This window comes from Streptomyces sp. NPDC051636 (genome assembly GCF_044453765.1).
Lineage (GTDB): Bacteria > Actinomycetota > Actinomycetes > Streptomycetales > Streptomycetaceae > Streptomyces.
This window is the reverse complement of the sequence record NZ_JBITDA010000004.1, coordinates 222,666-241,518: the sequence shown is the minus strand read 5'-3', so window position 1 is coordinate 241,518 and position 18,853 is coordinate 222,666. Positions and strand designations below refer to the sequence as shown.

The window sequence follows — 18,853 nt, the reverse complement described above, 5'->3', positions numbered from 1 at the left end:
AGCTGTCACTTCCAGCGCAGCAGCGCGCCCAGGCCGCCCGCCGGAATGTCGTCCTGAGTGCCCTCCAGCACCGGCGCCAGCGACAGCACGGCGGCGTCCGTGGCCACCGCCGAGCGGATCAGGGCGTCGTCGGCGCGCGCGGACCAGGAGTGCTGCTCGCCGAGGATCTTCAGATCCGTACGGCGCACCGCCAGCTGGTCCGGATCCTCCCCGATCCACACCTCGCGGTGCGTGTCGGGCCCGTCGGGCCGGACCAGCAGCTCCTCGAGGCGGTGCTCCCGGGCGGCCTCCACCAGCGCGGGCACGCCCTCCGCGGCGCCCGCCCGGCCCCCGTCGTCCGGGGTGCGCGCGGCCCGGAAACGGTCCAGCTCCGCCGCGATCCGGCCGCGCACGTGCTCGGCGCGCACCTGCTCCACCTCGTCGTCCAGCAGCCGGCTGCCGGTGCCGTGCGCGGAATCCACCACGCGGTCGTGCAGGCGCTTGGGCAGCCGCTCGCGCACCTCGCGCCGCTCCCGGTCGTCACCGACCAGGACCAGCAGGTCCGCCCGCGTCTCGTCCTGGCAGACGGCGAGCGCGTCGGCGATCTCCGCCGCGTTGTGTTCCCAGGTGTTCTCCACCTTCAGCTGGAAGTGCCGCTCCGACCAGTCGACGCTGCTGGTGCGGTGGACCGGATACTGCCGGCCGACGACCGCGCCCGCCTTCTGCCGCCCCAGGGCGCTGCGCAGCTCGAAGTCGGCGCCGCGGCGGTCCACGTAGGCCACGATCGCCACCGGGTCCTCACCGGCCAGGTCCAGCAGCGGGGCCACGCGCGGCAGCGGCGCCCACACGGCCCGGCTGCCCTGCGGCCGGTGCGCCAGCACCGGGTCGAGGACGACCTCGCCGGCCCGCGCGAACAGGGCCCGGCCGTGCGGGTCGGGGGAGTGGCGCAGCTCCTCGATCGCTTCCCGGACCGCCCGGCACGTGGCGTCGTCCGCGCCCTGCTCGCCCAGGTCGCGGGCCATCGCCTGGGCCGTCAGGTGCAGCTCGTGCGGTGTGTCCTCCGCGTGCCGGGAGGTGTCGACGTACACGGAGGCCCAGGGGCCGGAATGTTCGTAGAGTGGATGCAGAAAAGCGAGATCCATGGCTCCCTCCCGGATGTCGCTCGGGGGTATTGCGTCCCGGGCGGGTACCCGTACCGCATGAACGAACACGACGAGCGGGACATCACGATGACCGGAGTCGAGCCCAGCCGCCTGGACGACCAGCAGCTCATGAAGGAGCTGGAGACGATCCACCGCACACGCCACGACACCTTGCTGTACGGCTCGAACGACGCGCTGCGGGCCCACAACGAGCGCATGGCCCAGCTGGAGGGCGAGTACCTGCGCCGCAACCCGCGCCGCCTGGTCGCCGCGGGCCGCACCCGGGAGGGCGCCCGCGAACGGACCTGCGCGGAGACGGCGACGCCCGAGGGCTCCGGTACGTGAAACGGGGCTCCCCGGACGGGGAGCCCCGAAGGGTGCCGGGTGCCGGTCGTCCGTATGCCATCAGCGATGCGGTCGCCGGTATGCCGTCAGCAGCGCAGCGGTGGCCGGCCCCAGTGCCGGTGGGCGGCGATCGCGGCCACGAACGCGTGGACGAAGTCCGGGTGCGCGGCGCCCGGTGCGGTGTCCGTGACCACACCCCGGTCGCTGATCATGTGGTGGAACTCCGTCGACAGCCTGAGGCCCTCCGGCTCCAGCGCCGACAGGATCCCGACGCCCGAACCCAGCGCCGCGACCGGCTTGCCGTGCCGGTAGGCGGAGCGTACGAAGCGCATCGCGTCCGGGTCGCCGGTGACCGCGGGGGTAGCGGTGGGGCCGCCCGGGAGCAGGACGGCGTCATACAGGACGGAGGCGACCGTAGGCAATGCGCGGTCGACCGTATACGAGCGACCGTCGATCCCCGTCACCGGTTCCTCCGTCGCCGCCAGCGCCTCCACGATCGCCCCCTCGGCCGCCAGCGCCTCCCTCACCGACCCCAGCTGCTCGGCGTCCACCCCGCCGGTGACCAGCACGGCGATCCGCCGGGTCCGGATCGAACCGTCGCCGCGCAGCGACTGAAAGCTCAGCGCGGGCGAGACCTGCTTGGCCGGTACCGCCTCCTCGCCCGACGGTTCGGGCACACCGATGCCGCGCGCCACCTGCGCCGCCAGATCGCCGTCCACCCGGGCCAGCTGCTCGACCGTGCGCGCCCGCACCGTTCGCGCGTCGACCTTGCCCAGCTCGAACCGGAAGGCGGCGACGATGTGCTGCTGCTCCCAGTCGGACATGCTGTGCCAGAACAGCGCGGCCTGGCTGTAGTGATCCTGGAAGCTCGGGCTGCGCCGGCGGATCGTCGCGCCGTCCACGCGCTCGGTGTAGTGCGTGAACGCCGATCCGCCGGCCCCCGCGTGCGCGGGGCAGCCGCCGCCGAGGGAGTTCGGGAAGTAGTTCGTGCCCCGGTGGATCGTGCTCTGGTGATAGCCGTCGCGGTGGTTGGTGCGCACCGGCGCCACCGGCCGGTTCACCGGGAGCTGCGTGAAGTTGGGGCCGCCCAGCCGGATCAGCTGCGTGTCCAGGTAGGAGAAGTTCCGTGCCTGCAGCAGCGGGTCATTGGTGAAGTCGATGCCGGGCACCACGTTCGCCGTGTGGAAGGCGACCTGCTCGGTCTCGGCGAAGAAGTTCTCCGGGTTGCGGTCGAGCACCATGCGGCCGATCGGCCGTACCGGCACCTGCTCCTCCGGGATGATCTTCGTGGCGTCCAGCAGATCGAAGTCGAACGCGAACTCGTCCTCCTCCGGCACCAGTTGGACACCCAGCTCCCACTCCGGGTACTCGCCCGCCTCGATCGCGTCCCACAGGTCCCGCCGGTTGAAGTCCGGGTCCCGGCCCTGGCACTCCTGCGCCTCGTCCCACACCAGCGAGTGCACGCCCAGCTTCGGCTTCCAGTGGAACTTCACGAACGTGCCGCGCCCCTCGGCGTTCACGAACCGGAACGTGTGCACGCCGAAGCCCTGCATCATCCGGTAACTGCGCGGGATCGCCCGGTCCGACATCAGCCACATGATCGCGTGCAGCGTCTCCGGCTGCAGCGACACGAAGTCCCACAGGGTGTCGTGCGCGGACGCGCCGGTGGGGATGTCGTTGTGCGGCTCCGGCTTCACCGCGTGCACGAAGTCCGGGAACTTGACGCCGTCCTGGATGAAGAAGACCGGGAAGTTGTTCCCCACCAGGTCGTAATTTCCCTCGGACGTATAGAACTTGGTGGCGAAACCCCGCACGTCCCGCACCGTGTCCGCCGACCCCTTGGGGCCCTGCACGGTGGAGAACCGCACGAACACCGGCGTCCGCACGGACGGGTCCTGCAGGAACGCCGCCCGCGTGAACTCCGCGCAGGACTCGTACGGTTCGAAGAACCCGTACGCGCCCGCGCCCCGCGCGTGCACCACCCGCTCCGGGATCCGCTCATGGTCGAAGTGGGTGAGCTTCTCCCGGAAGTGGAAGTCCTCCATCAGCGTCGGCCCGCGCTCGCCGGCCGTCAGCGAGTCGTCGGTGTGGTCGACGTCGACGCCCTGGTCGGTGGTGAGCGGACCCGACGCCGGGTCGTCGGCGTGGAAGGCCTCGCGCTGTTGCTGCTTGCGGTCGGCCGGGGAGCCCATCAGCCGGCCTCCCCGGCGAACACGTGGAGGAACGCCTCGCAGAACGCCTTCAGGTCGTCCGGCTTGCGGCTGGTGACCAGCTGGTTGGAGCCGTGGTCGCAGATCTTCACCTGCTCGTCCACCCAGGTGCCGCCCGCGTTGCGGATGTCGGTCCTGAGACTCGGCCAGGAGGTCAGCACCCGGCCCCGTACTACGTCCGCCTCGACCAGCGTCCACGGCGCGTGGCAGATCGCCGCGACCGGGCGGCCCTGGTCGAAGAAGCCCTTCACGAACGCGACGGCCTTCTCGTCCATCCTCAGGAAGTCCGGATTGGCCACCCCGCCCGGCAGGACCAGCCCGCCGAACGAGCCGGCCGACGTCTCGCCCACCACCTCGTCCACGTCGAACGTGTCCGCCTTGTCCAGATGGTCGAAGGCCTGGATCTTCCCCGGCTTCGTCGACACCAGCACCGGTTCGTGCCCGGCGTCCGAGGCCGCCTTCCACGGCTCGGTCAGCTCGACCTGCTCGACGCCCTCGGGTGCCGTCAGAAACGCGATACGCATGATGGTCAGCGTCCTTTCACCTGTAGAACGTATGCAGCGGCCAGGCCGCAGCACGTATGCAATCTCTGCGGAACGTATGCAACGTCTCAACGTCCGTCCGTCGCACGCCACCGGGCGCTGTCCCGGGCGCGCTTCTTCCTCGCCCTGGCCGCCCGCCGGCAGCGCAGCAGCTCCTCGCCGTACGGCAGGAGCACGCACGCGCCGATCGCCACGCCGATGCCCGCCAGATACCCGGGCGACAGCGGCCGCCGGCGCGGCACCAGACGCCACGCATTCGGGTCCCCCCGGCCGCCGCGCAGCAACGACCGCACCTGGTCGGCATGCAGGCACATCAATGCGCTCAGTCCGCCGAACGGCAGCGACTCCAGGAAGCTGTGGATGTGCTGCTCGACCGGCTTGACCTCGCGGTCGCTGTCCACGGCCGTCCGCACGTCCCACAGCGCCGTCGCCTCGTGCACGGCGGCCGCGCCCAGCTGCACCGTCAGCAGCAGCGGATTGACCTCGTAACGCAGGGTCAGCGCGATGGGCAGGCCCACCTCGGCCATCATCAGGGAGTGGATCAGGGACTCCTTCGTCCCGGCCGTGTCCTCGATGCGGGTGCGCCGGTGCATCAGCCAGTCCGCCAGACCCGGTACGAACCAGCCGGGCAGCAGCCCGTACAGCAGGTACCGGGTGGTGGCGTCACCGACGTCGACGGTGACGCCCGTCGCGGCGATCTCCGCGGCCTGGTCCCGCCTCATCCGCGGCCCACCAGCGCCTCGGCCAGCTCCTGCACGGTGGTGTAGCGGGCCTGGCGCGGCAGTCGCGCCACCGCCTCGATCATGGCGTCCGGCGCGTTCTTGCGGCGCAGGGCCCGCGCCAGGTCGGGCGGCCCCGCCGGGAAGGCGCTGCGCCCCAGGGTCCGGGCCAGCTCGAAGCGGACGGTCTCCAGCGTCGCCCCGGCGCGTCCCGGCGCCACCGGACCGCCCCAGACCTCCGGGTCGTCCTCGGCGCTCGGCTCGGGGTCGTGCCACTCCTCGGTACGCGTGGGGTGTCCGGACCTGAGCAGGCCCTGCAGTTCGTGTTTCATCTCGTCGTCCCGGTGGACGCTCAGCCGGTCACTGCCTCGCTGCATGTCTCCCTCCAGATCTTCGGGGGTCCGCACCGCGTACCCGGGGACCGCATGCCGACACGGGATCCACTGGGTGAAAACGCGCCGGAAAAGCGGCCTGCGTCTACTTCCGGCCGTGCCCCGGCAGGAACTCCTGCACCTTCGCCTTGAAGCCCTGTTTGACCATCGAACCGCGGTCCGCGTCGCCCTTGAGGATCGACGCGGCCGTCGCCTCCATCTGCTCCCAGGTGGCGTGCGGCGGAATCGGCGGTACCGCCGGGTCGGTGAGGAACTCCACCACCGCGGGCCCGTCCGCCTCCAGCGCCGCCCGCCAGCCCGCCTCCACGTCCTCGGGCTTCTCCACCCGGATCCCGGTCAGCCCGAGCGAACGCGCGAACGCCGCGTACTGCACGTCCGGCAGCTGCTGTGAGGGCAGGAAGGACGGAGCGCCCTCCATCGCGCGCATCTCCCAGGTGACCTGGTTGAGGTCCTGGTTGTTCCACACCGCGAACACCAGCCGCGGATCCGTCCACCGGTCCTGGTACTTCGCCGCGGTGATCACCTCCGCCAGTCCGTTCATCTGCATCGCACCATCACCGACCAGCGCGACCACCGGCCGGTCCGGATGCGCGAACTTCGCACCGATCGCGTACGGCACCCCGGCACCCATCGTCGCCAGCGTCCCGGACAGCGAGCCGCGCATGCCCGGCCGCATGGTGATGTGCCGCGCGTACCAGTTGGCCACCGAACCGGAGTCGGACGTGATGATCGCGTTCCGCGGAAGCAGCGGATCCAGCGCCCGCGCCACGTACTCGGGGTTGATCGGGTCGGCCGACAGGTGCGCCCGCCGCTCCATCGTCTTGTGCCAGCGCCGCACGTTCGCACAGACCGTGTCGAACCACTCCCGGTCCGTGGGGCGGCCCCCGCGGTCCGTCTCCAGCAGGGGGATCAGCCGCTGCAGGGTCGCCTTCGCGTCGCCGACGAGATTCACCTCGTACGGGTAACGCATCCCGACCATGTGCGGATCGATGTCGATCTGCACACCGCGGGCCTTGCCGAACTCCGGCATGAACTGCGTGTACGGGAAGGAGGAGCCGATGGTCAGCAGCGTGTCGCAGTCCCGCATCAGCTCGTAGGACGGACGCGTGCCCAGCAGGCCGATGGAACCCGTGACGAACGGCAGTTCGTCGCTGAGTACGTCCTTGCCGAGCAGCGCCTTGGCGACGCCCGCGCCGAGCAGCTCCGCGAGGTGCTGCACCTCCTCCACCGCACCGGCGGCGCCCTGGCCGATCAGGATGGCCGGTTTGTCACCGGCGTTCAGGATCTCCACCGCCTTGCGCAGCGCGTCGTCGGTCGGGGTGGCGGTCGACTCGCTCATGCCGAGGCTGGAGGGCACCATCTTGAACTCGTGCGTGGGCGCCGAGTAGTCGAGCTCCTGCACGTCACCCGGGATGATGATCGCAGTGGGGCAGCGGCGGGCGTACGCGGTGCGGATCGCCCGGTCCAGCACGTTCGGCAGCTGCTCGGGGACGGTCACCGTCTCCAGGAAGTCCGAGGCGACGTCCTTGAACAGCGTGTGCAGGTCCACCTCCTGCTGGTAGGAGCCGCCCATCGCGGTCCGGTGCGTCTGGCCGACGATCGCCAGCACCGGCACGTGGTCCAGCTTGGCGTCGTACAGGCCGTTGAGCAGGTGGATCGCGCCGGGGCCCGAGGTCGCCGCGCACACCCCGAGACGGCCCGAGAACTTGGCGTAGCCGACCGCCTGGAAGGCGGACATCTCCTCGTGCCGGGACTGGATGAACCTCGGCTGGTCCTCGGCCCGGCCCCAGGCCGCGAGCAGGCCGTTGATGCCGTCGCCGGGATAGCCGAAGACCTGCTCCACGCCCCATTCACGCAGCCGCGCAAGGACGTGGTCGGACACCTTGGTGCTCATGGAGGCAACCTCCCGGTGGTGGTGGACGTGAGGATCAAGGCAGACGATTCGCTCAGCACGTCCCGAGTCACCCCCGGGGCATGCGGAAAACCTGTGCGCCGCCCCGGGAGACCGGCGGGCGGCAGGCCGGTGTTTGCCCCCGGGAGTCGGGGGCAGGCGCACGGGCACAGTGCTTCGGACAGGAGGCACACCCTCCGTGGGAGCGGCGAGTCGTCGCCACGGGTGCGTCTGTCCGGACCGGATGCGCTCCCACGGTGACCGTCGAACCCAGCACTCCAGGGGAGTTGCGACGCACCATGCCGAACCGAGCGAGCACGAAGCACCACCCCCACGACGACGCCCCCGACACCGCGGAAGCCTTCCGCCGCCTCGCCGCCCTCCCGCCCGGAGCCGAGCGCGACGCCCTGCGCGACGAGATCGTCGAGGCCTGGCTGCCCATGGCCGAACGGCTCGCGGGACGCTTCCGCAGCCGCGGCGAGAGCTACGAGGACCTGCGCCAGGTCGCCGCCCTCGGCCTGGTCAAGGCCGTCGACCGGTACGACCCCGAACGCGGCAACGCCTTCGAGAGTTACGCCGTGCCCACCGTCACCGGCGAGATCAAGCGGCACTTCCGCGACCACATGTGGACCCTGCACGTGCCCCGTCGCGTCCAGGATCTGCGCAACCGGGTGCGGTTCGCCTCCCAGGACCTCTCACAGACCACGCCCGGCCGCCGTCCCACGATCGCGGAGATCGCCGCACACGCGAACATGAGCGAGGAGGACGTCCGGGTCGGCCTGGAGGCGCTGGAGAGCTTCACCGCGCTCTCGCTGGACGCGGAGATGCCGGGCAGCGACGACGGCTACTCGCTCAGCGACGCGCTCGGCGCCCCCGACCCCGCGCTCGACACCGTCGTCGACCGCGAGGCCGTCAGGCCCCGGCTGGCCGCCCTGCCCGAACGCGAACGGGCCATCCTCTACATGCGTTTCTTCGACGACATGACCCAGAGCCGGATCGCCGAGCAGATGGGCATCTCGCAGATGCACGTCTCCCGGCTGATCAGCCGCTGCTGCGACCGGCTGCGGGAGCAGGTGATGAGGGACGTGGCGTGACCGGCCGTCCCGTGGCGTGAAACCCGGCCGGCCGTCGGATCACCCGATAGGCCGCGGGATGTCCCGCCAATGGGGTCCGGCCGCGCGCGGCGCGCGGTGCGGCGGGCTGTGATGGCAGGCGAGGGCACGCACGCCGCGCCCGCCACAGCCGCCGTCCCGAGGAGCCCGTCCCATGCGCCGCACCGCACGCGCCCTGTCCGTCGCCGCCCTGTCCGCGGCCGCGTTCGCCCCCGCGCCGGTCGCCTACGCGGACCCCGCCGCACAGGTCAGCCCGGGCACCGTCCAGCCCGGCGGCACCGTCACCGTCTCCGTGTCCTGCGGCGCCGTCGGCGGCACCGTCCCCGAGACCATAGACGCCTCGTCCCAGGCCTTCGAGGAGGGCACCGTGCACCTGAGCAGGGTCACCGGCACGGCCGCCCCTTCGGCCGGGCCCGCCTACCGCGGCACCGCCCGCGTCACCTCCGGGGACGCGGCGGGCGTGCCGGACGGCACCGGCACCGGCGCCGACGCCGCCGTCCCCGGCACTACCGGCACCGGCGCTGCCGGTTCCGACGCCGCCTGGACCGTCGACGGAGCCTGCCCCGCGGCCGCCGGCGGCAGGGGCGAGCCGTGGAGCGCGACGTTCACGGTGCCCGGCGCGGGCGGTGTGAAGGCCGAGGGAGGGAAGGCGGAAACCGGGCGGGACGAGGAGGGCGGCCGGGATTGCGCCGGGGGACAGCCTTGTGAAGGTGGGAAGGACGAGGGCGCATTGGGGGAGACGGGCCGGGGCGAGACCGGCCGGGAGTGTGCCGGGCTCCAGCCCTGCGAGGGCGCGCAGAACAGCGGAGGTCGGGATGAGGGCGCGCAGAGTAGCGGCGGGTGGGATGAGGGCGCGCAGAACAGCGGAGGTCGGGACGAGGGCGCGCAGAACAGCGGAGGTCGGGACGAGGGCGCGCAGAACAGCGGAGGTCGGGACGAGGGCACGCAGAACAGCGGCGGACGGGAGGAGAGCGCGCAGGAGATCGGCGGATGGGGTGAGAACGCGCAGGGCGTCGGCGGACGGGATGAGGGCGGTCAGGGCGTCGGCGGCCACACCTGCACCGAACCCCACGGCGACCCCTCCTGCGCCCCGCCCACCGTCCAGCGCGGCGCACACGCCGGGCAGGGCGGCGCCTTCAACGGATCCGTCCCCGCCCTGGTCGCGGGCGGAGTGCTGATCGCGACGGCGGGCGCGGGCGCGGTGTACCGGATGCGCCGGCGCACCTCCGGGTACCTGGGGTCCTAGAAAGCCCCCCGGAGAGTCACCGGACACGGCCCGGACGGGGACAGGACACGGCACCACGGACTGCGCGGAGGCGGACATGCGACGGACGGACCCGGAAGGCCGCGGCTCCGTCCGTCACGGCCACGAAGGCCATCACCCCGAAGGCCACTACCCGGCCGGCCACCACGCCGAGGGCCATCACCCCGAGGGCCACGGCCCCGTCCGCTACGGCCCCTCCCTGCCCGGCGACGGACTGCCCGTCCTGCCCGAACTGTCCGCCGTGCTCGCCGCCGCCGCGGGCCGCGCCGAGGCCCAGCCGGTCGGTGGCGGCCGGGCGCTGCTGGACGCGGCGTGCGGCTACTGGTCGCGCCGCGGACTGCCCACCCGGCCCGGCCACGTGGCCGCCGGCCCCGGCGCGCCGCCCCTGCTGCTCGCCCTGACCGCCGCCCTCGACGGCGACGTCCTGGTGCCCCGCCCCTGCGCCGCCTGGTGGGCGCCGTACGCGCGCCTGCTGGGCAGACCGGCGTTCCACGTCGCCACCCCCGCCGAATCCGGCGGCGTCCCCGACCCCTACGCTCTCCTGGAGACCGTACGCCGCGTCCGCGCCGAGGGCGGCGACCCGCGGCTGCTCGTGCTCTCCGTCGCCGACGACCCGACCGCCACCGTCGCCCCGCCCGAACTGCTGCACGAGACCGTCGAGGCCGCCGCCGGTGAGGGACTGCACCTGGTCAGCGACGAGACCTGGCGCGACACCCTGCACGCCCCGCACGACACGGTGCTGCTCAGCCCGGCCGAGATGCTGCCCGAGCACGTCACCGTCGTCACCGACCTCGCCGGTTGCCTGCTGCCGCCCGGCTGGCCCGCCGCCGTCGCCCGCTTCCCCGACTCCGGCCCCGCCAAAGGGCTCCACGCGCGCGTGCTGGACATCCTCACCGCGCTGGGCGCGAGCGTCGCCGGACCGGTCGCGGCCGCCGCCGGGTACGCGCTCGGCGAGCCCGAGCCCGTCACCGTACGCCGCGAGGCCGCCGTACGCCTGCACGCGCGCGTGGCCGCCGCCGCGCACGCCGCCGTCACCGCCGCGGGCTGCCTGGCCCGGCCGCCGCAGGCCGGCCGGCACCTGTACGCCGACCTGGAACCGCTGCGCACCGCCCTCGGCGCGCACGGTGTCGGTGACGCGCAGGAACTGGAGGACTTCCTCACCACCCGGCTCGGCCTGCCCGCGCCCGGTGGGCACCGCTTCGGCGACGACCTGGGAGCGCTGCGCGTACGGCTCGCCACCGGTTCCCTGCTGGGCGGCACGGACGAGCAACGCACGGAATGCCTCACCTCACCCGCACCGTTGGAACTGCCACACGTGCAACGCGCGTTGATCTCCTTGAGGTCGGTCTTCGACGATCTCCGCGACGACGCTCAGCGATGGGAGCCTCCTCGATGACGCAGCAGTCCGAGTCGACCACCACCCAGACCACCACGGAAGCCGACGATCCGACGGCCACGTCACCCCTCGCGCCCCCCTGCCCGCCACTCGCCGCCCCCCGCCCCCTGGGCGAGACGCGGGTGTGGCCGCGGACCTTCCACGACCGCCTGACCGCCCCGCTGCCCGGCCTCAAGGCCATCGCCCGCTTCGCCCGCGAAGGCGCCGTACGCCCCGGCAAGGAAGGCCTCGCCGACATCCCCCGCCTGCCCTACGCCCCCGCCCCGCTGCCCCGCGTCGGCGCCCGCACCGTCGCCGTCACCTGGGCGGGCCACGCCAGCTGGGTGCTGCGCATCGGCGGGCTCACCGTCCTGACCGACCCGGTCTGGTCCCGCCGCATCCTCGGCACCCCCGCCCGCATCACCCCCGTAGGCGTCGACTGGGACGCGCTGCCCCGCGTCGACGCGGTCGTCATCAGCCACAACCACTACGACCACCTGGACGCCCCCACCCTGCGCCGACTCCCGCGCGACACCCCGGTGTTCGTACCCGCCGGCCTCGGCAGCTGGTTCCGCCGCCGCCGGTTCACCACCATCACCGAACTGGACTGGTGGGAGGCGACCGAACTGTCCGGCGTCCGCTTCGACTTCGTGCCCGCCCACCACTGGTCCAAGCGCACCCTCACCGACACCTGCCACAGCCTCTGGGGCGGCTGGGTCCTCACCGCCCCGGACGGACAGCGCGTCTACTTCGCCGGCGACACCGGATACGGCCACTGGTTCTCCAGCATCGGCGGCCGCTACCCCGGCATCGACCTCGCCCTGCTGCCCATCGGCGCCTACGACCCGCGCTGGTGGCTCAGCGACGTCCACTGCGACCCGGAGGAGGCCGTCCGGGCCGCCCTGGACCTGGGCGCGCGGCGCATGGCCCCCATGCACTGGGGCACGTTCGTCCTGTCGGCGGAGCCGGTCCTGGAACCGCTCACGCGCGTACGTGCCGCCTGGCAGCGGGCGGGCCTGAACCGCGAGGACCTGTGGGACCTGCCGGTGGGAGGCTCACGGATCCTGACCTAGTGCCCCAACTGGCAGCGGTCGCCGCTCCTTTGACGGACGGACGCTGCCTGCCGGGGCACTGGCTATGCCCCGACGCGGCGCACCCGCCGCCACACACTCGGCGTCGCGCTGACCAGCACGGTCAGCGCGACCGCCGCGACCACGCCCTCCCACGGGCGGGGGAACAGCGAGCCGCCGAGGATCCCGATCACCTGGTACGTCGCCGCCCACGCCAGGCACGCCGGCAGGTTGCCCCGCGCGAACCGGCGCAGCGGCCACTCGGCCATCAGACAGGCCAGCATCACCGGTATCCGCCCCGCCGGCACCAGCCGGGACAGCACCAGCACCGCCACATTGTGCTCGGCGAGCTTCTCCTGCGCCTGCGCCAGCCGGTCCTCCGGCGCCCGCGCCCGGATCGCCGCCAGCCACCGCGACCCGTTCCTCGACCTCATCCCGCGCCGCCCCAGCCAGTACAGCGCCACGTCCCCGAGGAACGCGGCCGGCGACGCCGCCGCGAACACCAGCGCCAGCGAGAAAGGCGTCGTCTGATGGAACGCCACCACTGCCGCCGAACTCACCACCGCCCCGGTCGGCACCACCGGCACCAACGCCCCGATCAGTACCAGCAGGAACAGCGACGGATACCCGATCGCCTGCTGGGTCGACTCGGTCGGCACGGCCGTCACCACGGCGGCGAGCCGTATCACCGCGCGACCTCCGGGCGCACGCTCTCCCCGTGCCCGAGCCGGTGCACCACCACCCCCGGCGCGTACGCCGCCGCCAGCCGCACGAACTCGTCCCCCGGCGCGTGGAACTCGTGCGGGCGCACCGCGTCCATGCCGATCGGCCAGTACGTCCCGTAGTGGACCGGCACCGCACTGCGCGGCTCCAGCAGAGCCAGCGCCCGCGCCGCCCGCCCCGCGTCCAGATGCCCCTCCCCGAGGTACGGCCCCCAGCCGCCCACCGGCAGCAGCGCCACGTCCACCGGCCCGACCTCCTCGGCCATCGCCTCGAACAGGCCCGTGTCGCCGGCGAAATACGTCCGCGCCTCACCCTCGACGACGTACCCGAGCGCGGGGGAGCGGTGCGGACCCACCGGCAGCCGCCGCCCGTCGTGCCGCGCGCTGACCGCCCGCACCACCAGCGGGCCCACCTCGATGCGGTCCCCGGGGACCACCTCGGTGATCCGCAACCGGTCGAGCCGGCGCAGTCCCGGCACCACCCGGCGTGCGCCCCGGGGCACGAGCAGGCGCGTGCCCGGGACGAGCCGCGCCAGCGACGGCACGTGCAGATGGTCTGCGTGCAGATGCGACACCAGCGCCACATCCGCGTGCCACGCCCCGGGCGGGGGCAGTGCGCCCCGGCGGCGCCGCAGATGCGCGAGCCGGCGGGCGAACAGGGGATCGGTGAGCACCCGTGTGTCCGAGTCCTCGACCGTGCAGGTGGCGTGACCCCACCAGGTGATCTCCACCGGCACCTCTTTGCCTCCTTCGCGCGACTCCCCGAAGCCTACGGGCAGGAGTAGGGTCGGCGACGAAACCCGGAGGTGAGGGGACGCCATGGGACAGGTACAGGGTGCCTTTGGCAGGCCCGCGCTGGTACGGGTCACCGCGATCGCCAGCCTGACTCCCCTGGAGGAGCTGGAGATCGACCCCTTTCTGGTGGACTCCCGCAGCCAGCACGCCATGTGCGCCCGCTGGGCCGCCGAGCACGGCTACGTCGTCGCCCGCGAACTCCTCGTACGACGGCTGCGCCCCGACCACTGCGCACTGTGGGACGGCGTCCGCCCCGGGCTCGACGTGTTCGTCGCCCCCAGCCGCCGCGTCCTGGAGTCCGCGCTGTCCTCCGTCGAGGAGTTCACCGCCGAGTGCGCGCGGCGCGGCGTCCGCGTGGAGACGGTCGGCCGGGCCGAGCCCCGCTACGACGCGCAGATGAAGGCACGCGTGCACCGCAGACTGTCGATGCCCACCGCCGGGTACGACGGTCGCTAGCCGGCCGTACAAGCCGCAGTGGTCGCGCGGCCCGTGTGACAGGGTGGGGCGAGAACGCCCGCGGCGGCCGCGGGCCGGGACGGCGAAGGGATGCGGGGCGTGCGTGGCGGGCGGTGGCGGCGGATCGCCAGTCAGATCGGGCGGAGCGTCGCGGTGTGGGCCGTCTCCACGGTCACCGTGCTCGTCCTCGCCGGTCTCCTGCCCGACTTCCAACTGCAGTCCGCCGACGGGGACAGCGCCACCCGCATCGCCGTCACCGCAGCCCTCGGCGCCGGCGCCTTCGGCCTCCTCTCGGCCGTCGTGTGGCCCCTCCTCGTACGGCTGCTGCTGCTCGTGCCCGCCCTCGTCCTCGGCCTGCTGGTGTTCTTCCTCAACGGCTCGCTGCTGCTGCTCGCCCTGCGCATCAACCCCTCCGGCGACAGCGAGGCCGCCCCCGAGACCGCCGTCATCGTGGCCGCCGTGATGTCCGCCGTCGCCTCCGCCACCGGCGCCGCCCTCGCCGTCCGCGACGACGACGCCTACCGGCGCCGCCTCTACCGGCTCGCCGACCGCCGCCGCAGAGCCCAGCCGCCCTGCCCGACCGCCCCCGGCACCGTCTTCGTCCAACTCGACGGCGTCGGCCACGAGGTGCTCACCGACGCCGTCACGGCAGGCCTGATGCCCACCGTCGGGCGCTGGCTCGCCGCCGGTGACGGCGCGCGGCCCACCCACCGGCTCACGCCCTGGCGCACCGACTGGTCCAGCCAGACCGGCGCCAGCCAACTCGGCATCCTGCACGGGAGTACCTTCGACGTGCCCGCCTTCCGCTGGTACGAGAAGGACAGGGGCGAGGTGATGGTATGCAATCGACCGACCAGTGCCGCCGAACTGCAGCGCCGCGCGACATCGCATACAGGCGACGGCGGCCTGCTCGCCGCCGACGGCGCCAGCCGCGGCAACCTCTTCAGCGGCGGCGCCGACGAACAGGCCCTCGTCCTGTCCATCGCGACCCGCCGCCGCGGCCGTGAGAACCGTTCCCGGGCCGGTTACTTCGCCTACTTCTCCGACCCCGCCAACGCCGTCCGCACAGCCCTGTCCTTCACCGCCGAGGTGGCCCGCGAGATCGGCCAGTCCACCCGCGCCCGGATCCGCAAAGAGCGCCCCCGCGTGGGGCGCGGCGGCCTCTACCCCTTCGTCCGCGCCTTCGCGACCGTCGTCGAACGGGACGTCGTCGTCGCCGCCGTCATGGGCGACATGCTCGCCGGACGCACCGCCGTCTACGCCGACCTGGTCGCCTACGACGAGGTCGCCCACCACTCGGGACCGCGCAGCCGGGACGCACAGCAGGTCCTCGCCCGTCTGGACCGCTCCCTCGGCCTGATCGAGAAGGTCGCGGAACACGCTCCCCGCCCCTACCGGATCGTCGTCCTGTCCGACCACGGACAGAGCCCCGGCGAAACCTTCCGCTCCCGCTACGGCCTCACCCTCGCCGACCTGGTCCGCGCCGGCTGCGGACTGCCCGTCCCGCGCAGGGCCGAACGCACCCGCAGCGGCGCCGAGGCCCGCGCCGCCGTACGCGCCGCCCTGCGCCGCCCCGTCGAGGAACGCGGCGAACAGCACCGCCCCGCCCGCCACAGGGAACCGATCGTGCTCGCCTCCGGCAACCTCGGCCTGATCTCCTTCCCGGACGTCTCCCACCGCATGACCAAGGAGGAGATCGACGCCCGCCACCCCGCCCTGCTCGCCACCCTCGCCAACCACCCCGGCATCGGCTTCCTGCTGGTGCGCAGCGCCGAACACGACGGTGTGGTGCTCGGCGCGTACGGAGCCGAGATTCCCCTCGACCGACTCGACGGCGAACCCGGCCCGCTCGCCGTCTTCGGCCCCGGCGCCGCCGACGCCGTCCGCCGCACCCACTCCTTCCCGCACACCGCCGACATCATGGTCAACTCCTTCCACGACCCGGCCGACGGTGAAGTCCTCGCCTTCGAGGAACAGATCGGCTCCCACGGCGGTCTCGGCGGCGCCCAGGCCCGCCCGTTCCTGCTGTCCCCCCTCACCCTGTCCCCGCCCGTCGACGACGGGGAGGACCTGGCCGGCGCCGAACACGTGCACCGCGTCCTGCGCCGCTGGCTGCGCGAGTCCGACGGACCCGAAGTGCCGGTGACGGACGCGGAGGCGGAGGCGGAGACCGAGGCGGGGACGGAGACGGAGGCGGAGCGGGACGGAAGGGCCGCCTGAGCGCCGCTCGCCGTTCACCCGGGGTCGACCGGGTCCTGCGGGTACAGCGGGCCGGAATGTGATCGGATGGGAGCGACGCAACCCGGACCCGGGATCACACGCGAAAGGACACACCGTGGCAACCACGCGCACCGCACACACCGTCTGGGAAGGCAACCTGCTCGAGGGCAACGGCGTCGTCACCTTCGACTCCTCCGGCATCGGCCAGCAGCCGGTGTCGTGGCCGTCGCGCGCCGAGCAGGCCAACGGCAAGACCAGCCCCGAGGAGCTGATCGCCGCCGCCCACTCCAGCTGCTTCTCCATGGCGCTGTCGCACGGCCTGGCCGGCGCCGGCACCCCGCCCACCAAGCTCGTCACCTCGGCCGACGTCACCTTCCAGCCGGGTGAGGGCATCACGGGTATCCACCTGACCGTCGAGGGCACCGTCCCCGGCCTCGACAACGACGCGTTCGTCGCCGCGGCCGAGGACGCCAAGAAGAACTGCCCGGTCAGCCAGGCCCTCACCGGCACCACGATCACCCTGTCGGCGAAGCTCGCCTGACCTTCGTACGTCCGACCGTCGTACCTACCCGGTGCCGCGCCCTTCGGTCACGAGGGCGCGGCACCGTCTCGTCCGGCGTCCCGGGGGTACCCGCCATTGACAACGGCCCACTCAGGTTTTGTGCTGGGAATGCGGGAGGCGCCGGCGCCCTGACGGAAGGGGACGACAGATGGCACGCGCGGTCGGGATCGATCTCGGGACGACGAACTCGGTGGTGGCCGTTCTGGAAGGCGGCGAGCCCACCGTCGTCGCCAACGCCGAGGGAGCGAGGACCACACCGTCGGTCGTCGCCTTCGCCAAGAACGGCGAGGTGCTGGTCGGCGAGGTCGCCAAACGGCAGGCCGTCACCAACGTCGAGCGCACCGCCCGCTCGGTGAAACGGCACATGGGGGACGCGAACTGGCGCTTCCCCGAACAGGGCTCCGTCGACGGCACCCGCTACCGCGCCCAGGAACTGTCGGCGCGGGTGCTGCAGAAGCTGAAGCGGGACGCGGAGGCCTACCTCGGCGAGGACGTCACCGACGCGGTGATCACCGTACCGGCGTACTTCGACGACGCCCAGCGGCAGGCCACCAAGGAGGCCGGCGAGATCGCGGGCCTGAAGGTCCTCAGGATCATCAACGAGCCGACGGCCGCCGCCCTCGCCTACGGCCTCGACCGCGGCGAGGAGCAGACCGTCCTCGTCTTCGACCTCGGCGGCGGCACCTTCGACGTCTCTCTCCTGGAGATCGGCGACGGCGTCATCGAGGTGAAGGCCACCAACGGCGACACCCACCTCGGCGGCGACGACTGGGACCAGCGGATCGTCGACCACCTCGCCCAGCGCTTCAAGGGGCAGTACGGCATCGACCTCACCGGCGACAAGATGGCCGTACAGCGACTGCGCGAGGCCGCCGAGAAAGCCAAGATCGAACTGTCCTCCTCGACCGAGACCAGCATCAACCTGCCCTACATCACCGCCTCCGCCGAGGGTCCGCTGCACCTGGAGGAGAAGCTGACGCGGGCTCAGTTCCAGGAGCTCACCGCCGCCCTGCTGGACCGCTGCAGGACCCCTTTCCACCAGGCGGTCAGGGACGCCGGCATCCAGCTCTCCGCGATCGACCACGTCATCCTCGTCGGCGGCTCCACCCGCATGCCCGCCGTCACCGACCTCGTGAAGGAACTCACCGGCAAGGACCCGCACAAGGGCGTCAACCCGGACGAGGTCGTCGCGGTCGGCGCCGCCCTCCAGGCGGGCGTCATCCGCGGCGACGTCAAGGACGTCCTTCTCCTCGACGTCACCCCGCTGTCCCTGGGCATCGAGACCAAGGGCGGCATCATGACCAAGCTGATCGAACGCAACACCACGATCCCCACCCGCCGTTCGGAGATCTTCACCACGGCCACCGACAACCAGCCCTCGGTCGGCATCCAGGTCTACCAGGGCGAACGCGAGATCGCCGCCTACAACAAGAAGCTGGGCGTCTTCGACCTCACGGGGCTCCCGCCCGCCCCGCGCGGCGTCCCGCAGATCGAGGTCGCCTTCGACATCGACGCCAACGGCATCATGCACGTCTCCGCGAAGGACCTCGCCACCGGCCGCGAACAGAAGATGACCGTCACCGGCGGCTCGGCCCTGCCCAAGGAGGACATCGACCGCATGATGCGGGAGGCCGAACAGTACGCCGAGGAGGACCGCAAACGCCGCGAGGGAGCCGAGACCCGCAACCAGGCCGAACAACTCGTCTACCAGACCGAGAAGTTCCTCCGCGAGAACAAGGAGCGGGTGCCGGCCGACACCAGGACCGAGGTCGAGACGGCCGCCGCGGAACTGAAGACCCTGCTGGAGCAGAACGCCGACACGGCGGCCCTGCGCACGGGCGTGGAGAAACTCGCCTCCGTCAGCCAGAGAATGGGGCAGGCGATGTACGCCCGGGCTCAGGCCCAGGACGGGGGCCAGTCCCAGGACACCGCCGCCGGCGGCGGCTCGGCCGGGGAACACGAACGCGGGGCGTCCGACTCCTCCGACGAGGGCGTGGTGGACGCGGAGATCGTCGACGATGAGCGGGATACGAAGGGAGGGGCGGCTTAGGAAGCCG

General features: G+C 72.7%; 17 protein-coding genes. 9 read left to right on the top strand and 8 right to left on the bottom strand.

Translation table 11 applies throughout. The features are described from left to right. Nucleotides 1–5: 5 nt before the first annotated feature. A complete protein-coding gene (locus tag ACIBBH_RS10725) occupies nucleotides 6–1,121 on the bottom strand; it encodes a Vms1/Ankzf1 family peptidyl-tRNA hydrolase (RefSeq protein ID WP_399403884.1) in 1,116 nt (371 codons plus the stop codon). A gap of 57 nt (nucleotides 1,122–1,178) precedes the next feature. On the opposite strand from ACIBBH_RS10725, the gene ACIBBH_RS10720 reads away from it, so the two are divergent. Then, complete coding sequence (locus tag ACIBBH_RS10720; protein WP_399403883.1) at nucleotides 1,179–1,466, top strand: DUF6158 family protein; 288 nt, start codon at nucleotides 1,179–1,181, stop codon at nucleotides 1,464–1,466. Between the two features lie 86 nt (nucleotides 1,467–1,552). On the opposite strand, the gene ACIBBH_RS10715 is transcribed toward ACIBBH_RS10720, so the two are convergent. The 5 genes from ACIBBH_RS10715 to ACIBBH_RS10695 form a co-directional block, all read right to left on the bottom strand. Further along, a complete protein-coding gene (locus ACIBBH_RS10715) occupies nucleotides 1,553–3,658 on the bottom strand; it encodes a catalase (protein ID WP_399403882.1) in 2,106 nt (701 codons plus the stop codon). After that, nucleotides 3,658–4,200: a type 1 glutamine amidotransferase domain-containing protein gene (locus ACIBBH_RS10710; RefSeq protein WP_399403881.1), complete on the bottom strand. Its 543-nt coding sequence runs from the start codon at nucleotides 4,198–4,200 to the stop codon at nucleotides 3,658–3,660. The genes ACIBBH_RS10715 and ACIBBH_RS10710 overlap by 1 nt, the downstream gene beginning before the upstream one ends. An 86-nt stretch (nucleotides 4,201–4,286) precedes the next feature. Further along, a complete protein-coding gene (locus tag ACIBBH_RS10705) occupies nucleotides 4,287–4,940 on the bottom strand; it encodes a diguanylate cyclase (protein WP_399403880.1) in 654 nt (217 codons plus the stop codon). Continuing rightward, the gene (locus tag ACIBBH_RS10700) at nucleotides 4,937–5,314 is read right to left on the bottom strand and encodes a DUF2795 domain-containing protein (RefSeq protein ID WP_399403879.1); all 378 of its coding nucleotides are present in this window, start codon (nucleotides 5,312–5,314) and stop codon (nucleotides 4,937–4,939) included. Before ACIBBH_RS10700 ends, ACIBBH_RS10705 begins: the two co-directional genes overlap by 4 nt. Nucleotides 5,315–5,414: 100 nt before the next feature. Then, nucleotides 5,415–7,223 (bottom strand): thiamine pyrophosphate-requiring protein, encoded by a 1,809-nt coding sequence (locus tag ACIBBH_RS10695; protein ID WP_399403878.1) that lies wholly within the window; start codon nucleotides 7,221–7,223, stop codon nucleotides 5,415–5,417. A 296-nt stretch (nucleotides 7,224–7,519) separates the two neighbouring features. Between ACIBBH_RS10695 and ACIBBH_RS10690 the strand changes: the two genes are divergently transcribed. The 4 genes from ACIBBH_RS10690 (at nucleotide 7,520) to ACIBBH_RS10675 (ending at nucleotide 12,044) form a co-directional block, all read left to right on the top strand. Then, nucleotides 7,520–8,314 (top strand): RNA polymerase sigma factor SigF, encoded by a 795-nt coding sequence (locus ACIBBH_RS10690; protein WP_399403877.1) that lies wholly within the window; start codon nucleotides 7,520–7,522, stop codon nucleotides 8,312–8,314. Between the two features lie 172 nt (nucleotides 8,315–8,486). Next, nucleotides 8,487–9,578, top strand: coding sequence for a hypothetical protein (locus ACIBBH_RS10685; RefSeq protein ID WP_399403876.1), 1,092 nt, complete (start codon nucleotides 8,487–8,489; stop codon nucleotides 9,576–9,578). Between the two features lie 76 nt (nucleotides 9,579–9,654). Next, on the top strand, nucleotides 9,655–10,992 hold the full coding sequence (locus ACIBBH_RS10680) for an aminotransferase class I/II-fold pyridoxal phosphate-dependent enzyme (protein WP_399403875.1): 1,338 nt from the start codon (nucleotides 9,655–9,657) through the stop codon (nucleotides 10,990–10,992). Next, entirely contained in the window at nucleotides 10,989–12,044 is a 1,056-nt protein-coding gene (locus tag ACIBBH_RS10675; protein ID WP_399403874.1) for an MBL fold metallo-hydrolase, read from the top strand. The genes ACIBBH_RS10680 and ACIBBH_RS10675 overlap by 4 nt, the downstream gene beginning before the upstream one ends. A 62-nt stretch (nucleotides 12,045–12,106) precedes the next feature. Here ACIBBH_RS10675 and ACIBBH_RS10670 read toward each other — a convergent pair whose 3' ends face one another. Further along, nucleotides 12,107–12,730 carry a DedA family protein gene (locus ACIBBH_RS10670; RefSeq protein WP_399403873.1) on the bottom strand — a complete coding sequence of 208 codons (624 nt, stop codon included), beginning with the start codon at nucleotides 12,728–12,730 and terminating at the stop codon, nucleotides 12,107–12,109. Continuing rightward, nucleotides 12,727–13,500, bottom strand: a complete 774-nt coding sequence (locus tag ACIBBH_RS10665) for an MBL fold metallo-hydrolase (RefSeq protein WP_399403872.1) — start codon at nucleotides 13,498–13,500, stop codon at nucleotides 12,727–12,729. The genes ACIBBH_RS10670 and ACIBBH_RS10665 overlap by 4 nt, the downstream gene beginning before the upstream one ends. Before the next feature lie 82 nt (nucleotides 13,501–13,582). Between ACIBBH_RS10665 and ACIBBH_RS10660 the strand changes: the two genes are divergently transcribed. From ACIBBH_RS10660 to dnaK, 4 genes are all read left to right on the top strand, one after another. After that, entirely contained in the window at nucleotides 13,583–14,014 is a 432-nt protein-coding gene (locus tag ACIBBH_RS10660; RefSeq protein WP_399403871.1) for a hypothetical protein, read from the top strand. 90 nt (nucleotides 14,015–14,104) lie between these two features. Continuing rightward, nucleotides 14,105–16,234, top strand: a complete 2,130-nt coding sequence (locus ACIBBH_RS10655; RefSeq protein ID WP_399403870.1) for a phage holin family protein — start codon at nucleotides 14,105–14,107, stop codon at nucleotides 16,232–16,234. A 115-nt stretch (nucleotides 16,235–16,349) separates the two neighbouring features. Continuing rightward, on the top strand, nucleotides 16,350–16,775 hold the full coding sequence (locus ACIBBH_RS10650; RefSeq protein ID WP_132850135.1) for an OsmC family protein: 426 nt from the start codon (nucleotides 16,350–16,352) through the stop codon (nucleotides 16,773–16,775). A 169-nt stretch (nucleotides 16,776–16,944) separates the two neighbouring features. Continuing rightward, nucleotides 16,945–18,846 (top strand): molecular chaperone DnaK, encoded by a 1,902-nt coding sequence (gene dnaK, locus ACIBBH_RS10645; RefSeq protein WP_399403869.1) that lies wholly within the window; start codon nucleotides 16,945–16,947, stop codon nucleotides 18,844–18,846. Nucleotides 18,847–18,853 lie beyond the last annotated feature (7 nt).

Coding starts and splice junctions, on each gene's coding strand:
- ACIBBH_RS10725 (WP_399403884.1), bottom strand. CDS start 1,121: ATGGATCTCGCTTTTCTGCATCCACTCTACGAACATTCCGGCCCCTGG.
- ACIBBH_RS10720 (WP_399403883.1), top strand. CDS start 1,179: ATGAACGAACACGACGAGCGGGACATCACGATGACCGGAGTCGAGCCC.
- ACIBBH_RS10715 (WP_399403882.1), bottom strand. CDS start 3,658: ATGGGCTCCCCGGCCGACCGCAAGCAGCAACAGCGCGAGGCCTTCCAC.
- ACIBBH_RS10710 (WP_399403881.1), bottom strand. CDS start 4,200: ATGCGTATCGCGTTTCTGACGGCACCCGAGGGCGTCGAGCAGGTCGAG.
- ACIBBH_RS10705 (WP_399403880.1), bottom strand. CDS start 4,940: ATGAGGCGGGACCAGGCCGCGGAGATCGCCGCGACGGGCGTCACCGTC.
- ACIBBH_RS10700 (WP_399403879.1), bottom strand. CDS start 5,314: ATGCAGCGAGGCAGTGACCGGCTGAGCGTCCACCGGGACGACGAGATG.
- ACIBBH_RS10695 (WP_399403878.1), bottom strand. CDS start 7,223: ATGAGCACCAAGGTGTCCGACCACGTCCTTGCGCGGCTGCGTGAATGG.
- ACIBBH_RS10690 (WP_399403877.1), top strand. CDS start 7,520: ATGCCGAACCGAGCGAGCACGAAGCACCACCCCCACGACGACGCCCCC.
- ACIBBH_RS10685 (WP_399403876.1), top strand. CDS start 8,487: ATGCGCCGCACCGCACGCGCCCTGTCCGTCGCCGCCCTGTCCGCGGCC.
- ACIBBH_RS10680 (WP_399403875.1), top strand. CDS start 9,655: ATGCGACGGACGGACCCGGAAGGCCGCGGCTCCGTCCGTCACGGCCAC.
- ACIBBH_RS10675 (WP_399403874.1), top strand. CDS start 10,989: ATGACGCAGCAGTCCGAGTCGACCACCACCCAGACCACCACGGAAGCC.
- ACIBBH_RS10660 (WP_399403871.1), top strand. CDS start 13,583: ATGGGACAGGTACAGGGTGCCTTTGGCAGGCCCGCGCTGGTACGGGTC.
- ACIBBH_RS10655 (WP_399403870.1), top strand. CDS start 14,105: ATGCGGGGCGTGCGTGGCGGGCGGTGGCGGCGGATCGCCAGTCAGATC.
- dnaK (WP_399403869.1), top strand. CDS start 16,945: ATGGCACGCGCGGTCGGGATCGATCTCGGGACGACGAACTCGGTGGTG.